The organism is Neisseria weixii, from assembly GCF_002327085.1.
Taxonomy (GTDB): Bacteria; Pseudomonadota; Gammaproteobacteria; order Burkholderiales; family Neisseriaceae; genus Neisseria; species Neisseria weixii.
Map to the genome: position 1 here is coordinate 1,714,476 of NZ_CP023429.1, position 16,499 is coordinate 1,730,974.

The following is a 16,499-nucleotide window of genomic DNA, read 5'->3' on the forward strand; positions in this document are numbered from 1 at the left end:
AAGAACGAAACAGATGAGCGACCAATCGGGTTTGTCCATCTGAGGCAATGTGCTTGCTGCGGCAAAATCAGTAAGCAAAAGATTCACTATTAATAAGGCCGTCTGAAAAATGAAAAAACCGCATTTCAAACTCAAACTGAACGGCAAGGGCGTAACCTTCAAACCCGAAGACCTGAGCAGCCATATCGCCGTATCACGCCAGTTTCTAGGTGGCTTCAACGGTTGGCTGCCCAATCCCGACCCGATTTTGCGCAAAGCGGGCAGGCAAATTTCCGTGTACCGTGAGCTACTGCGCGACCCTTTGGTCGGCAGTCTGGTACGCCGCCGAAAAGCCGCCGTCGCGCGGCTGGATTGGCAGCTTACGGGCGATGATGTGCCGGAAAACGTGCGTCAATTCGTCGAGAACTGGCTGGCCGAAACCGATGTTTACCGTCTGATTAAAGACATTCTCAACGCGCCGCTGTTCGGTTATCAACCCATTGAGCTGATTTGGCAGCAGGATACGCAGTGGCTGCCATCTGAAATTGTGGCCAAGCCGCAGGAATGGTTCGGGTTTGATGGACAAAACGAGTTGGTTTATACGCAAAACGGCCTCAAGCAAGAGCCGCTGCCGCCGTATAAATTCCTCTGTCCGACCCACGAAGCCGATTATCTCAACCCCTACGGTTTGGGCGATTTGGGCTTGGTGTTCTGGCTGGTAACTTTCAAACGCGGCGGCCTGAAATTCTGGGTGCAGTTCACAGAAAAATATGGTGCGCCGTGGCTCATCGGCAAAGAGCCGCGCAGCAATACCCCCGACGATACCGAAAAGCTGCTCGACGCGCTGGAAGCCCTGATCGCAAACTCGGTTGGTACGATTCCCAACGATTCCAGCGTGGAAATCCACGAAGCCAGCGGTAAATCCTCATCGGTCGATGCTTACGACAAGCTCATCCGCTACTGCCGCAGCGAAATCAACATCGCGCTGCTCGGCCAAGACCAAACCACCGACAAAGACACCAACCACGCCAGCGCGGCGGCGGGCTTGGAAGTGGCCGCCGACATCCGAGACAGCGACAGCCGTATCGTGGAAACTACGTTTAATCAACTGATTGCATGGGTGGTGGAACTGAATTTCGGCGATGTTCCTGCGCCCAAGTTCGAGTTGTTTGAAAATGAAGAAGCCGGCACCAAAGAACGTGCCGAACGGGATAAAACCTTGGCCGATTCGGGCCTGAAATTTACGCCGCAATACTGGAAACGCACCTACGGTTTGGAGGATGGCGATATTGTCGAACAGGCGGAAAGCCCGGTCATGCCGTCTGAAAACGAACGCAGTGAGTTTCCGCGCAGCAAAAAACCGTCGGCCGACTTTGCCGAGCATAACCACACCGATGCAGGCTTAATCATCGACACGCTCGCGCCCGATACAGGCCGTCTGAACGCACAAAGCCAAGCCTTAACCGCTGTTTTGGCCGCCGAAATTCAAAAGGGCGAAACCGAAGACAATATCCTTGACCGTTTGGCCGAAGCCTTTCCGAATATGGACGATGCCGACCTGCAGAACGAGCTGGCTCGCGTGATTTTTCTGTCGGACTTGGTCGGACGCATTGAAGCACGTGGAGAGTTGGTATGAATCCCGAAGACATTAAAGCCGTGTTCGGCATGACACCCGAAGCGGCAGTTGAATATCTGAAGCAAAAAGGCGTGAACGTCTCGTGGGACTGGCAGGATATACTGGACGACACGCACGCTACCGCGTTTACCGTGGCCAAAACCGCGGGTATGGACGTGGCCGAAGACATCTATAAAGCGGTAGTTCACGCGGCTGAAAACGGCGAGACCTTGGAAGAGTTCACCCGCCAGCTCACGCCCGTTTTGCAAGGAAAAGGCTGGTGGGGCAGACAAGAAGTTACCAATCCTGACACAGGCGGCATTCAGACGGCCACACTCGGCACGCCGCACCGCCTGAAAACCATCTACCTCACCAACATGCAGTCAGCCTACATGGCAGGCCGCTATGCCGAGATGATGGACTCGGTAGGCACACACCCGTATTGGCAATATGTGGCCATCAACGACAGCCGCACCCGCGACAGCCACCGCCTGCTGCACGGCCGTGTGTACCGTGCCGGCGACCCGGTTTGGGACACCCTGTATCCGCCGCTCGATTTCCGCTGCCGCTGCCGCGTGCGTCCATTATCGCGTGCAGCAGGCGAAGCCAAAGTGTTACCCAGCCCGATGCTGGAAACCCAAACCATCGACATCGGCACCAACGAATACACAGGCGAAGAACGCTACGCCCAACGCACGGGCATCCGCATCGGCGGCAAATTCGTCGCCCCCAGCGCAGGCTTCAACGCCAACCAAGGCCAAGCCATGCTCTCGCGCATGGCTTCGGTGGCGGTGCAGAAAGCACAGGCCGTCCATCCCGACATCGCCCGTATCGCACTCAAAACCATGATGGGCAACGCCAAATTCAAAGCAGCATTGTCAGCGGCGGAACTGGCTTGGGTACTTAATTTACTTAAAGGATAAAAATGGTACATCTTGACTTATCGGATAAAGACCAAGCTTGTGAAATTAAAGTTGACCACACCGTCGGTTTAAACAGCGTCTTACTTATACATAGAGACATTACCATCAGAATAGATGGCCATCAGGCATTCATTCTGATGAAAAACCTAGCCGATTTATTTAATTGCGACGTAACGGAAAACGAATATGCTTGAAATCAGTTTAGATGCCGACCAACTGGAACACGGCCTCAACCGGCTGCTCAAAAACGCCACCGACACCCGCCCCATGATGCGTGCCATCGCCACCGAAATGGTCTCCCTTACAGAAGACAACTTCGAAAACGAAAGCTGGGGCAGTGAAAAGTGGAAACAAAGCAAACGTGCCGCCGACAGCGGCAAAACCTTGCAACTGACCGGCCAACTCGCCGCCAGTATCTCCACCAAAACCGGAAACGGCTTCGCCCAAATCGGCAGCAACAAAAAATACGCCGCAATCCACCACCTCGGCGGCCAAGCAGGACGCGGAAGAAAAGTCACCATCCCGGCCAGACCATACCTCCCCATCAACGGCAGCGGTCAACTGCAAAACGGAGCCGAGAAAAAACTCATCGACATCGCCATCGAATCACTCAAAGCAGGCCTCTAAAAACAAAAAACGGGCAAAATCTGCCCGTCTATTTTTATTGCACCATATGCAACATTATTGCAAATCCTCTATCCCACAGCATCCGCCGACATCCACCTGAATCCCATTTATCTCACAGAGTCTATATATTTATCTCAAAGGGTTTCAATACAGCCTTCCGAACCGGTTCGGGTGTGTTGTTTGCAGCCCAAGGTGAATCTGCCCTCTTTCTTCACCCGGCGCGCATCCTTGTCTTTGCCGGGCAGGGTTTCGGCAGTGATGCCGTTTTCATCGGTTTCGACAGCCTGACGCTGTTTGCCGCCGGCAGTTTGGATGATGGCGGCGTCAATCACTGCTGCCGGGGCTTTCTCTGTTTTTAAGCCTTTTTCGGTCAGCCGGCGGTTAACCGGTTCGGGAAGCCGGGCTAAGGCGTCATCCTGTGACGGCCGGTTGCGGAAACGGCAGGGGTGCTGCGGCCGGGTAAGGCGGCTTCATCAAAGCCGCAGAAGAAGCAGAAATCCGGACGGGCGGCTGAACAGCGTTCCGATTCCGGATCGGAGAGGTTGTGCCATTGGCCGGGCAATACGGCTTTGAGCACGGGCGGCAGCGGATAGGCGGGGCGGCCGCGGTGGCCGCGGATGTAACGGGTCTTTTGCCGGTTGGGCAGTTGTCCGGCGGGCTGCCAATCGGGCAGCCGGTTAATTTTGAGCAACGGGCAGCTGTCGGTATGTTTGCTCATCATGATTCGGGCTTGTTGGTGGAAGAAGCTGCTCATAAAAAAACGCCTCTGAATTCTTTAGGGGAATTTAGGGGAGTTTTGGTTTTTTTGCAAAGGTCTCAATCTGCCGCACTGCCTTCTCTTAGCACGAATTTTACCGGCATCTCGTAGCCATACCACTGCTAGTATGGTCTGTGAAGTCGTGGCGGCGGTGGGCGAGTTGTTTCATGGGAGGAACGTAGAATGTTGGATGAAGGCTGGCTAATCTCATGCATGCCGATTGTGGCTACACCATCTAGTAAAACAGAATTTATCCTAGTTATTTAGAATAGCCCCTAATTTTATTTGTTTGATTACCAATAAGGTTTTCTTCTATTGATGTCATCAAGTACAAAAGGCCGTCTGAAACACGTGTGTTTCAGACGGCCGCTCCCCACCTGCTCTATGCCCTTACCATCAGCCACAACCCTACTTTTTCACCGCAGTCTGCGCAGTTTTCTTAGCAGGCGCAGCAACAGTGGCTTCATTCTTCAGTTTCGAGAAGATGCCTTCCCAATACCTTTGACGTTTTTCAGTTCGTCCAAGGTCTTAAAGTTACCATGCTGTTTGCGGTATTCTACAATCGCTTTGGCTTTGGCCGGACCTACTCCCGGCAGTGCGGTCAGTTCACTCTCGGAAGCGGTGTTGACGTTCACCGCGGCAGCAGAGACGGAAGCAACTAAAGTGGTCAGTGCGTAGAAGATGATTTTCTTCATCGGATTCATGCGTTTTCTCCTGAATATGTTGATAATACCGTAAATTATATTTACTCAATATCAATAACGCAAACTTTATCTGCTGACCGTTTCAGAATTGTTTCATCATCACCACACTTTGGCTGCATACTTGCCGGGCGTAAAGAAGCCCCTGACAGAGTCAGAGGCTTCGGAATGGGTGTTTGGCAGTGACCTACTTTCACATGGAAGAACCACACTATCATCGGCGCTGAGTCGTTTCACGGTCCTGTTCGGGATGGGAAGGCGTGGGACCAACTCGCTATGGCCGCCAAACTTAAACTGTACAAATCGGTAAGCCGTTATGCAGTCTCCTGCACTTATTTATTCTTTAATCAACTTTTGGTGATGACTGAATCATCAGTAAGCTTTTATCATTTGAAATCCTTCAAATGATAGAGTCAAGCCTCACGAGCAATTAGTATCGGTTAGCTTCACGCATTACTGCGCTTCCACACCCGACCTATCAACGTCCTGGTCTCGAACGACTCTTTAGGAGGATTAAATCCTCAGGGAAGTCTCATCTTCAGGCGAGTTTCGCGCTTAGATGCTTTCAGCGCTTATCTCTTCCGAACTTAGCTACCCGGCTATGCCACTGGCGTGACAACCGGTACACCAGAGGTTCGTCCACTCCGGTCCTCTCGTACTAGGAGCAGCCCCCGTCAAACTTCCAACGCCCACTGCAGATAGGGACCAAACTGTCTCACGACGTTTTAAACCCAGCTCACGTACCACTTTAAATGGCGAACAGCCATACCCTTGGGACCGACTACAGCCCCAGGATGTGATGAGCCGACATCGAGGTGCCAAACTCCGCCGTCGATATGAACTCTTGGGCGGAATCAGCCTGTTATCCCCGGAGTACCTTTTATCCGTTGAGCGATGGCCCTTCCATACAGAACCACCGGATCACTATGTCCTGCTTTCGCACCTGCTCGACTTGTCGGTCTCGCAGTTAAGCTACCTTTTGCCATTGCACTATCAGTCCGATTTCCGACCGGACCTAGGTAACCTTCGAACTCCTCCGTTACTCTTTGGGAGGAGACCGCCCCAGTCAAACTGCCTACCATGCACGGTCCCCGACCCGGATTACGGGTCTGGGTTAGAACCTCAAAGTCACCAGGGTGGTATTTCAAGGACGGCTCCACAGAAACTGGCGTCTCTGCTTCTAAGCCTCCCACCTATCCTACACAAGTGACTTCAAAGTCCAATGCAAAGCTACAGTAAAGGTTCACGGGGTCTTTCCGTCTAGCAGCGGGTAGATTGCATCTTCACAACCACTTCAACTTCGCTGAGTCTCAGGAGGAGACAGTGTGGCCATCGTTACGCCATTCGTGCGGGTCGGAACTTACCCGACAAGGAATTTCGCTACCTTAGGACCGTTATAGTTACGGCCGCCGTTTACTGGGGCTTCGATCCGATGCTTGCACATCTTCAATTAACCTTCCAGCACCGGGCAGGCGTCACACCCTATACGTCCACTTTCGTGTTAGCAGAGTGCTGTGTTTTTAATAAACAGTCGCAGCCACCGATTCTCTGCGACCCTCCAATGCTTACACCGCAAGGGCTTAACATCGAAGGGCATACCTTCTCCCGAAGTTACGGTATCAATTTGCCGAGTTCCTTCTCCTGAGTTCTCTCAAGCGCCTTAGAATTCTCATCCTGCCCACCTGTGTCGGTTTGCGGTACGGTTCTGATTCAACTGAAGCTTAGTGGCTTTTCCTGGAAGCGTGGTATCGGTTACTTCAGCACCTTGGTGCCTCGTCATCACTTCTCGGTGTTAAGAAGACCCGGATTTGCCTAAGTCTTCCACCTACCGGCTTAAACAAACTATTCCAACAGTTTGCTAACCTAACCTTCTCCGTCCCCACATCGCATTGAATCAAAGTACAGGAATATTAACCTGTTTCCCATCGACTACGCATTTCTGCCTCGCCTTAGGAGCCGACTCACCCTACGCCGATGAACGTTGCGTAGGAAACCTTGGGCTTTCGGCGAGCGGGCTTTTCACCCGCTTTATCGCTACTCATGTCAACATTCGCACTTCTGATACCTCCAGCACACTTCTCAATGCACCTTCTTCGGCCTACAGAACGCTCCCCTACCATACGTGTAAACACGTATCCGCAGCTTCGGTTATAGATTTGAGCCCCGTTACATCTTCCGCGCAGGACGACTCGACCAGTGAGCTATTACGCTTTCTTTAAATGATGGCTGCTTCTAAGCCAACATCCTGGCTGTCTGGGCCTTCCCACTTCGTTTACCACTTAATCTATCATTTGGGACCTTAGCTGGCGGTCTGGGTTGTTTCCCTCTTGACAACGGACGTTAGCACCCGCTGTCTGTCTCCCGAGGAGCAACTTGATGGTATTCTTAGTTTGCCATGGGTTGGTAAGTTGCAATAACCCCCTAGCCATAACAGTGCTTTACCCCCATCAGTCTCATTCTCAAGGCACTACCTAAATAGTTTTCGGGGAGAACCAGCTATCTCCGAGTTTGTTTAGCCTTTCACCCCTATCCACAGCTCATCCCCGCATTTTGCAACATGCGTGGGTTCGGACCTCCAGTGCGTGTTACCGCACCTTCATCCTGGCCATGGATAGATCACTCGGTTTCGGGTCTACGCCCAGCAACTAGTCGCCCTATTAAGACTCGGTTTCCCTACGCCTCCCCTATCCGGTTAAGCTCGCTACTGAACGTAAGTCGTTGACCCATTATACAAAAGGTACGCAGTCACGGAACACGTCCGCTCCCACTGTTTGTATGCATCAGGTTTCAGGTTCTATTTCACTCCCCTCCCGGGGTTCTTTTCGCCTTTCCCTCACGGTACTGGTTCACTATCGGTCGATGATGAGTATTTAGCCTTGGAGGATGGTCCCCCATATTCAGACAGGATTTCTCGTGTCCCGCCCTACTTGTCGTACGCTTAGTACCATTGATCAGATTTCGAATACGGGACTATCACCCACTATGGTCAAGCTTCCCAGCTTGTTCTTCTATCTCAACAATTATCATGTACAGGCTCCTCCGCGTTCGCTCGCCACTACTTGCGGAATCTCGGTTGATTTCTTTTCCTCCGGGTACTTAGATGGTTCAGTTCTCCGGGTTCGCTTCTCTAAGCCTATGTATTCAGCTTAGGATACTGCACAGTATGCAGTGGGTTTCCCCATTCGGACATCGCGGGATCAAAGCTTTATTGCCAGCTCCCCCACGCTTTTCGCAGGCTTACACGTCCTTCGTCGCCTATCATCGCCAAGGCATCCACCTGATGCACTTATTCACTTGACTCTATCATTTCAAGAACCTCTTTGACTTAATCCGCACTACCGTTGACGAGTAGTGGAACTAGATGTTTTTACTTTGATAAAGCTTACTGCTTTGTTGTGTCTTAACCCTGCCTTTTGTGTTTCAGGGCTAAGTCGATACAATCATCACCCAAATCCTGTGATTTACTTCTTTGTCACAACCAGCTATTTGCAAATAGCTAACTGTCAAAGTAAATCAACTTTGTCTTTGTTTGTTGATTTCGGCTTTCCAATTTGTTAAAGATCGATGCTTTCCAATATTGCTATTGTCTTCGCAAATCAAAATGAGCTGGCCATTATATCAGCCTTCTTTTTGCAGTCAAGCTTCTTCAGTCGTTAAACAAAAAATCAGCGCTACGCGCTTTTTTATATTAACTTCTGCCAACTGACTTTGATTTGCAAAGTTTTTGGTGGAGGCAAACGGGATCGAACCGATGACCCCCTGCTTGCAAAGCAGGTGCTCTACCAACTGAGCTATGCCCCCAGTATGAGTTGTGGTGGGTCTGGGAGGACTTGAACCTCCGACCCCACGCTTATCAAGCGTGTGCTCTAACCAGCTGAGCTACAAACCCAAGGTCGTTATTTTGAAATCGGTTTAAGTTCAGCTTTTAAACTGTTCTTTTTTTGATTTCTCAATATCTTTTGCATCTTCTACAGTTTACCGATAAGTGTGAATGCGAAAAACCTCTTCTTTTCTCTAGAAAGGAGGTGATCCAGCCGCAGGTTCCCCTACGGCTACCTTGTTACGACTTCACCCCAGTCATGAAGCATACCGTGGTAAACGGGCTCCTTACGGTTACCCTATCTACTTCTGGTATCCCCCACTCCCATGGTGTGACGGGCGGTGTGTACAAGACCCGGGAACGTATTCACCGCAGTATGCTGACCTGCGATTACTAGCGATTCCGACTTCATGCACTCGAGTTGCAGAGTGCAATCCGGACTACGATCGGTTTTGTGAGATTGGCTCCACCTCGCGGCTTGGCTACCCTCTGTACCGACCATTGTATGACGTGTGAAGCCCTGGTCATAAGGGCCATGAGGACTTGACGTCATCCCCACCTTCCTCCGGCTTGTCACCGGCAGTCTCATTAGAGTGCCCAACCAAATGATGGCAACTAATGACAAGGGTTGCGCTCGTTGCGGGACTTAACCCAACATCTCACGACACGAGCTGACGACAGCCATGCAGCACCTGTGTTACGGCTCCCGAAGGCACTCCTCCGTCTCTGGAGGATTCCGTACATGTCAAGACCAGGTAAGGTTCTTCGCGTTGCATCGAATTAATCCACATCATCCACCGCTTGTGCGGGTCCCCGTCAATTCCTTTGAGTTTTAATCTTGCGACCGTACTCCCCAGGCGGTCAATTTCACGCGTTAGCTACGCTACTAAGCAATCAAGTTGCCCAACAGCTAATTGACATCGTTTAGGGCGTGGACTACCAGGGTATCTAATCCTGTTTGCTACCCACGCTTTCGAGCATGAACGTCAGTGTTATCCCAGGGGGCTGCCTTCGCCATCGGTATTCCTCCACATCTCTACGCATTTCACTGCTACACGTGGAATTCTACCCCCTCTGACACACTCTAGCCAGCCAGTTCAAAACGCAGTTCCCAGGTTGAGCCCGGGGATTTCACATCTTGCTTAACTAACCGTCTGCGCTCGCTTTACGCCCAGTAATTCCGATTAACGCTCGCACCCTACGTATTACCGCGGCTGCTGGCACGTAGTTAGCCGGTGCTTATTCTTCAGGTACCGTCATCAGCAGCTGATATTAGCAACTGCCTTTTCTTCCCTGACAAAAGTCCTTTACAACCCGAAGGCCTTCTTCAGACACGCGGCATGGCTGGATCAGGCTTGCGCCCATTGTCCAAAATTCCCCACTGCTGCCTCCCGTAGGAGTCTGGGCCGTGTCTCAGTCCCAGTGTGGCGGATCATCCTCTCAGACCCGCTACTGATCGTCGCCTTGGTAGGCCTTTACCCCACCAACCAGCTAATCAGATATCGGCCGCTCAAATAGCGCCAGGCCCGAAGGTCCCCGGCTTTCCTCCTTAGAGAATATGCGGTATTAGCTAATCTTTCGATTAGTTATCCCCCACTACTCGGTACGTTCCGATATATTACTCACCCGTTCGCCACTCGCCACCCAAGAAGCAAGCTTCTCTGTGCTGCCGTCCGACTTGCATGTGTAAAGCATGCCGCCAGCGTTCAATCTGAGCCAGGATCAAACTCTTATGTTTAATCTCTAACTTTATAACTTCTGGTCTGCTTCAAAGAAACCGACAAAGAATAGAAAATCTACATCTTGTCTGTTTTTGTCGCAGTGTGAGGCTTGCCGCACTCACACTTATCGGTAATCTGTTTGTTAAAGAGCAAGAACCGAATTATTACACCACTAAAACCACTCGTCAACTCTTTTTTCAAAATCCATCGAAAAATCAAATCAACCGTGCTATAATTATCAGTTCGTTTCGCCACCGCGTCAGCAGCGAAGACCGAACTATACCCCCTCCACCGAACCCGTCAACCCAAATCCAACACCATCCCCTGACAAAATCATCAACCCGCTGTTTTACAATCAGATTTAATCCTTACTAAATTACAAAAATCTCAAAACCCCATACCAAACAGCAGCCACTCAATCAACATAGGCCGTCTGAAATCAAATTTTTCAGACGGCCTATGTCTATACTTCATGATATAGTGGCAATATTCCATTTCTTTTTAGTTATAGATACAAATTTTATTGATATGAGCAAACACATTCTATTGGGCATCAGCGGCGGCATTGCGGCTTATAAATCTTGCGAACTGGCACGCCTACTAAAAAAACAGGGGCATTCGGTTACCGTAGCGATGAGCCGTTCAGCAACAGAATTTGTGTCGCCGCTGACTTTTCAAGCATTAAGCGGCAATCCTGTTTTATTTGATACCCACACCGGTGAATCGGGTGGTAACGGCATGGCACATATCAACTTAACGCGAGAAGCCGATGTTTTTGTAATTGCGCCGGCAACCGCCAACACCATTGCCAAAATCGCCAACGGTATTGCAGATAATTTATTAAGCAACCTCGCCGCCGCACGCAAATGCCCAATGGCCGTGGCCCCTGCAATGAATGTAGAAATGTGGTTCAACCCCGCCAATCAGCGCAATATTAAGCAACTGGTTTCAGACGGCATCACCGTGTTTCAGCCCAGCAGCGGCGAACAGGCTTGCGGCGAAACCGGTGTCGGACGCATGCCGGAAGCAGTAGAGCTGGCTGATTTAATCCCCGATTTATGGACACCCAAAGCCCTTGCCGGCAAAAAAATCCTGATGACTGCGGGCGCAACTTTTGAAGCCATCGATCCCGTTCGCGGATTACCAATATTTCCAGCGGGCAAATGGGCATCGCATTGGCACGTGCTTGCCGCGCAGCCGGTGCAGAAGTCACCTTAATCTACGGTCAAATTCAGACGGCATTCCCTGCCGGTTTGCACCATATCCAGCAGGCAGTCAGCGCAGAAGCCATGTATCGCGCCGTACACCAGCATATAGAAAAACAAGACGCCTTTATCTCCGTTGCCGCCGTTGCCGACTATAAAGTGAGCAATGCCAGCAAACAAAAACTGAAAAAAGACGGCAGCGGCAAACCGCCCGTTATCGAACTTGCCGAAAATCCCGATATTCTTGCTTCGGTGGCTGCGCTACCTCATCCGCCATTTTGTATCGGTTTCGCCGCCGAAAGTGAAAACGTATTGGAATATGCCCGCACCAAACGCCTACGTAAAAACATTCCGATGATTGTTGCCAACCAAGTATCGCAAGCGATGGGCAAAGCCACCAATCAGATTACGATTATTGATGACGGACAAGAAACCACGTTCCCCGAAAGCAGCAAACAGCAGGCTGCCAAAGAGATTGTGAAGCGTTTGGCCGAACTGATTTAACGGTTTTTAAATAAAAATGCCGTCTGAAACATTCCGATTTCGTTTTTTCAGACGGCATTTCGTAATCACAATTCACTTAGCTTTTCCACCACACGATAGTTTACCCCGTCAAACACGGCAAAATGCTTTTTCGCGCACGCAATTTTTTGCTGTTCTTCCAAATACAATTTAGCCAAATCTACGCCGTCTTGAATGCCTTTGCCTGTATTTTTGGTTTCGGCAACAAAGTAAACTTTGTCATGGTGATTCATCACAATCGCCCAATCGGGATTGTAATGGCCAATCGGCGTAGGAATTTTAAACCAATCGGGCAATTTGAAATACAAACGCACATCTTCATGGCTTTCACATTGTCGGGCAAACGTGTTTTCTGTGCCGGAATCCAGCGAAATATAATCCGCAAAAATCGTTTTATCGGCATTTTCAATGGCGAAAGTATGCTCATTTTTAAAAAATTCCGCGCCGTTTTGTTCCAAATCGCGCCAACGGGCCAAACTTTGCGTGTATGCCGTTTGATCTTTCTCAGGCTGTCTTAAATACTCAATGCCGTCAATCATCAAACCATGCAATGCCAACAAAATTTTCTCGCTAACCAAATCCACAAAACGTTGCGGATTATTCGTCAATTCGCCAATCCGCTCGGATTGCTGGATAATCTCAAAAATCGTTTGGCGCGTGAGTTGCGTTTTGCGTTGGATTTCATACAACACATCGGGTATTTCCCAATCATTTTCCAGCGCATGATTGTGCGAATACATTTCTTCGCCCCAAATGCCGTCTGTTTGCGTTTGCTTGAGTTTGGCTTTTTGCACGACTAATTGCGCTTTTTGAATAGGCGGCATATTTTTAATCAATTTGCAGGCTGCCTGAATCAAATGCTCGCGTTCAAATGCCACTTGGTAACGGGTTTTGCAACACAATTTCTGCCAAATTGCCAAAAATTCAGGGTCTAGCGTAAAACCTTTGCGATACGTCTGCCGGGTTCTGTCACTCGCCTTTTTCACGCCGCCGTTACCAAATTGGATACCGCATTCTTCTTCGTATTCTTTTTGCAGATTGGCGGCAAAACTTTCATAGCTTTCATTCGGAATCACGGTCAGAATATTCACGCCGTCATCGCGCACCCGCTCTCCTTTTTGATTAACCGCCAAGCGCAAACCGCGCCCGATTTCCTGCCGTTTTTTAATCGGCGAACGTGTTTCGTTGAGCGTACAGATTTGAAACACATTCGGATTGTCCCAGCCTTCTTTCAGCGCGGAATGCGAAAAAATAAAGCGCAATCTGCTGTCAAACGACAACAATTTTTCCTTATCTTTCATAATCAGATTGTAAGTGTCTTCATCGGCTTTGCTGTTGCCGTTGGTGTCTTTGTCCTTGCCTTTGTCTTGCGAAAAATAGCCGTCATGCACACCGTTTGCACTTTCGCCCGTTTCGCGCTCGTAAATTTCCGCAAACCAACGCGCAAATTTGCTGTTTTCACGATAATTCGCCACTTTATCAATAAAAAACAACGATAAAACCTTAATCCCTTTCGGGTTTAAACGCTTCTCTTTTTTCAAATGCTCTTTAATCGTGCATTCCATCTGCTTTTTCATGATTTCGTCGCGGATTAAATCATCGCCTTCGCCCAGCGTGATGATTTGGCCGTTTGATAACGCCATTTCGCCCGATTCCGCGTCCAAGCCATTAACAATAAAACCGTGCCGGTAACTTTCATTACCGCCTGATTTGTCAAACAAATCATCGCCAGAAGACACGCTGACCGTTTTCTTTTTCACTTCTTTTTTATTGAAATGAATGTCCACTTTGGCAGCCAGCTTTTTCTTGCCCGCCACAAACTCTTTCAGCACCACATACGCGCCATTCACATCGTTTTGCGCCAATACAGGTTCTACTTCAATCTGCTTCACCAATTTTTTGTTATAGGCTTGCACGGGATTTAAGCTGTAAATTTTGTGATATGGATTTTTATGCGTGGCGGAATAACGCAACACAAACAAAGGGTTTAACGAATCAATCGCTTGTTTTGCCAAATCGGTTTCCATATTTTGCGGTTCGTCCACAATCACAATCGGGTGGGTTTGGCTGATTTGCAAAATAGGGGCTTCGCCGCTTTCATTGGCGCGGTTAATCACATTGCCGTCTTTTTTGAATGCGTCAATATTCATAATCAAAATATCGATGTGCGTGCCGGTGGCAAAGCTGCGCAAGCGGTTCAAACGGTCGCTGCTGTACACCGAATGGGTAAAATGCACGCCGTCAAAGGCCGTCTGAAAATGCGCCGTCATCGCGCGAATGCTCTGCAACACGCCTTCACGAATCGCCACGCCCGGCACGACAATCACAAATTTCCGCCAACCGTATTGGCGGTTCAATTCAAAAATCGTCCGCAAATACACATAAGTTTTGCCTGTTCCCGTTTCCATTTCTACGGAAAAATTCAAGCCGTGTTCGCCGATTTGCGTTTCAGGCAGACCGGAATCTTTTTGCACTCCGTTTAAATTTTTGCCGATTCCGTCCAACGGCAAAACGCGCCGATTGCCCACAACAGGCGAAAAACCCGACTGCAAAGCAAAGGTTTGCTTCTGATTGGGTTCGCCCTGAAACAAACGCACCACCGCGTTAACGGCTTCGTGCTGATAATCCAACTGTTCAAATTTCAATTCCATCCGGCACTCCCGTTACAGCGTTTCAAAGTCAATACCGGCATCTTTAAACTGCAAGGCGGCATTGGTTTTCAGCGCATCACCGCCTGCAAACGCTTTATCCAGCGCAAACACTTTCACAGGATTCTGCGCCGATACCTCCGACAACAGGCCGTCTGAAACTGTTTCCAGCAGCAAAGCCGTTTTGCGGTTGCCGTTTTCATTATCCAGCCACACCACGCCGTCTGAAAAAACCATCGGGTCGGTCAGCTTGAAGCCCAAACGCAAGGCCAGCTCGTAAGCCATGTTTTCGGCGGTGGCGTGCGGTTCGACGACATCGCGGAAGATTTCCAGCTGCGCTTCAAGGCCGTCTGAACTGCGATCGGCGGGGCTGCGCCATTGTTTGAAATGGCTTTCGGTTAATTTAAACACTTTGAAACCCGTGTCCACAGTAGGTCGGGCATTGATGCCCGACACCGCGCCCGCAGCAGTATCCGCATTTTCAGACGGCATATTTTGTCGGGCATCAATGCCCGACCTACGGATTTGCGCGCCTGCACGGCGGATGCGTTCTTTGGCAATTTCGGCGATGTTGGCGAAACCGGCTTTACGCGCTTCGGATTTTTCATCCGTTTCTTCGGGAAGCTGCACACAGATATAGCGGCGGTTGCCGCCGTCTTCGGCATTCAACTGCATCACGGCGTGGGCAGTTGTGCCGGAGCCTGAAAAGAAATCCATAATGATGCCGTCTGAATTTGAACCAATTTTTAACATTTGTGCTAATAATGTTGTTGGTTTTGGCGTGTCAAATGGTGCTTTGGAATTAAAAAGATTTTGCAATTCTTTGTTGGCGGCATCATTGTGTCCAACTTCTTCAAAATTCCACCACGTTGTTGGCACTCTGCCTTGTTGAACTTCATTTAAATATCTTTTTAATTGTGGTGCTCCTAAACCATCTTTCCCAAAAAATATGCGATTTTCCTTTAACCAAATTTCCATTGTGGATTGACTTGCCCGCCACGAACTTCCTTGTGGGGGAAAGAATTTTTCCCCTGTATTTGGATTTGTAATGGGATATACTGCACTGGCAGAAAATGATTTAACTAATAAATTATCGCTTCGCCATAGACCCTTTCCATCTTTATCATCGTTTTTATAGGGTTTATTTTGAGCCTCTGTTCGTGGAAGTAAATTTCTTTCAAATTCAGAACTTTTTTGATAAACCAAAATGTAATCGTGTAAGGTAGAAAATCCTTTTGCGTCATTTGTTGCAGCGTATTTTTTCTGCCAAATCACATCAGCCACAAAATTCTCCGCCCCAAACACTTCATCACACAGCAATTTCAACTGCGCCTGTTCGTTGTCATCAATCGAGATAAAAATCACGCCGTCTTCGCGCAACAGCGTTTTCGCCAGATGCAGGCGCGGCAGCATCATGTTGAGCCAGTTGCTGTGGTAATGCCCGCTGTCTTTGCCGTTTTTGCGGAACGCGCCTTGGAATACGCCGTCGCGTTTCAGGTAGCCTTCCTGATCTTTGTCGCCCACGCGGCGGGCGTATTCGTCGCGGGTTTCGGCGAATTTGTCGGGATAGACAAAGCTGTCGCTGCCTGTGTTATAGGGCGGGTCGATGTAAATCATTTTGACTTTGCCCGCGTAAGATTTTTGCAGAATTTTCAGGGCTTCCAAATTTTCTGCTTCGATAAATACGTTTTGCGTGTCGTGGAAATTTACGCTTTCGGCAACGCAGGGCGCAAGCGTGTTGAATGTGGGCGATTGCAAGGTGCGGTAGGCATCGGATTTGCCTGCCCAGCCCAGTTGATAGCGTTCGTTTTGGGCGCAAAGATTGTCTTCGCCCAACACTAATTTGAGTTTTTCAAAATCAATTTGGTTTTCGCTGAAGACTTCAGGAAAGAGGGATTTGAGTTTGGCAAGATTACCGTTTAATATCGTATTCGGGTTTTCAGTCGGGCAGTCTACCCCCCCCCGCGAATATTTTTAACTT

The 16,499-nt window shown here is 49.5% G+C and carries 5 protein-coding genes, 2 tRNA genes, 3 rRNA genes and 3 pseudogenes; 4 read left to right on the top strand and 9 right to left on the bottom strand.

Annotated features, from left to right (window positions below):
• Window positions 1–109: 109 nt before the first annotated feature.
• The 3 genes from CGZ65_RS08735 to CGZ65_RS08750 all read left to right on the top strand — a co-directional run bounded on the left by CGZ65_RS08735 (window position 110) and on the right by CGZ65_RS08750 (window position 3,144).
• Window positions 110–1,615: a DUF935 domain-containing protein gene (locus tag CGZ65_RS08735; protein ID WP_096295550.1), complete on the top strand. Its 1,506-nt coding sequence runs from the start codon at window positions 110–112 to the stop codon at window positions 1,613–1,615.
• Entirely contained in the window at window positions 1,612–2,517 is a 906-nt protein-coding gene (locus CGZ65_RS08740) for a phage head morphogenesis protein (RefSeq protein ID WP_096295070.1), read from the top strand. The genes CGZ65_RS08735 and CGZ65_RS08740 overlap by 4 nt, the downstream gene beginning before the upstream one ends.
• A 186-nt stretch (window positions 2,518–2,703) precedes the next feature.
• A complete protein-coding gene (locus tag CGZ65_RS08750) occupies window positions 2,704–3,144 on the top strand; it encodes a phage virion morphogenesis protein (RefSeq protein ID WP_096295069.1) in 441 nt (146 codons plus the stop codon).
• A 137-nt stretch (window positions 3,145–3,281) separates the two neighbouring features.
• On the opposite strand, the pseudogene CGZ65_RS14195 reads toward CGZ65_RS08750, so the two are convergent.
• The 7 genes and pseudogenes from CGZ65_RS14195 to CGZ65_RS08790 form a co-directional block, all read right to left on the bottom strand.
• Window positions 3,282–3,898: pseudogene (locus CGZ65_RS14195) on the bottom strand (transposase); the annotation flags it as partial.
• Window positions 3,899–4,309: 411 nt separating this feature from the next.
• A pseudogene (locus CGZ65_RS08765) lies at window positions 4,310–4,596 on the bottom strand (ComEA family DNA-binding protein).
• 180 nt (window positions 4,597–4,776) lie between these two features.
• Window positions 4,777–4,890: ribosomal RNA gene (rrf, locus tag CGZ65_RS08770) — 5S ribosomal RNA — on the bottom strand.
• A gap of 121 nt (window positions 4,891–5,011) precedes the next feature.
• Window positions 5,012–7,902: ribosomal RNA gene (locus CGZ65_RS08775) — 23S ribosomal RNA — on the bottom strand.
• A 425-nt stretch (window positions 7,903–8,327) separates the two neighbouring features.
• A tRNA-Ala gene (locus CGZ65_RS08780) sits at window positions 8,328–8,403 on the bottom strand.
• A gap of 11 nt (window positions 8,404–8,414) precedes the next feature.
• Window positions 8,415–8,491: transfer RNA gene (locus CGZ65_RS08785), tRNA-Ile, on the bottom strand.
• Window positions 8,492–8,620: 129 nt separating this feature from the next.
• Window positions 8,621–10,160: ribosomal RNA gene (locus CGZ65_RS08790) — 16S ribosomal RNA — on the bottom strand.
• Together the 16S, 23S and 5S rRNA genes with 2 tRNA genes alongside form the textbook arrangement of a ribosomal RNA operon.
• A gap of 511 nt (window positions 10,161–10,671) precedes the next feature.
• Here CGZ65_RS08790 and coaBC point away from each other — a divergent pair.
• A pseudogene (gene coaBC, locus CGZ65_RS08795) lies at window positions 10,672–11,852 on the top strand (bifunctional phosphopantothenoylcysteine decarboxylase/phosphopantothenate--cysteine ligase CoaBC).
• A 65-nt stretch (window positions 11,853–11,917) separates the two neighbouring features.
• Here coaBC and CGZ65_RS08800 read toward each other — a convergent pair.
• The gene (locus tag CGZ65_RS08800; RefSeq protein ID WP_096295553.1) at window positions 11,918–14,521 is read right to left on the bottom strand and encodes a restriction endonuclease; all 2,604 of its coding nucleotides are present in this window, start codon (window positions 14,519–14,521) and stop codon (window positions 11,918–11,920) included.
• A 12-nt stretch (window positions 14,522–14,533) separates the two neighbouring features.
• A complete protein-coding gene (locus CGZ65_RS08805; protein ID WP_096295554.1) occupies window positions 14,534–16,444 on the bottom strand; it encodes a site-specific DNA-methyltransferase in 1,911 nt (636 codons plus the stop codon).
• Window positions 16,445–16,499 lie beyond the last annotated feature (55 nt).

Coding starts and splice junctions, on each gene's coding strand:
- CGZ65_RS08735 (WP_096295550.1), top strand. CDS start 110: ATGAAAAAACCGCATTTCAAACTCAAACTGAACGGCAAGGGCGTAACC.
- CGZ65_RS08740 (WP_096295070.1), top strand. CDS start 1,612: ATGAATCCCGAAGACATTAAAGCCGTGTTCGGCATGACACCCGAAGCG.
- CGZ65_RS08750 (WP_096295069.1), top strand. CDS start 2,704: ATGCTTGAAATCAGTTTAGATGCCGACCAACTGGAACACGGCCTCAAC.
- CGZ65_RS08800 (WP_096295553.1), bottom strand. CDS start 14,521: ATGGAATTGAAATTTGAACAGTTGGATTATCAGCACGAAGCCGTTAAC.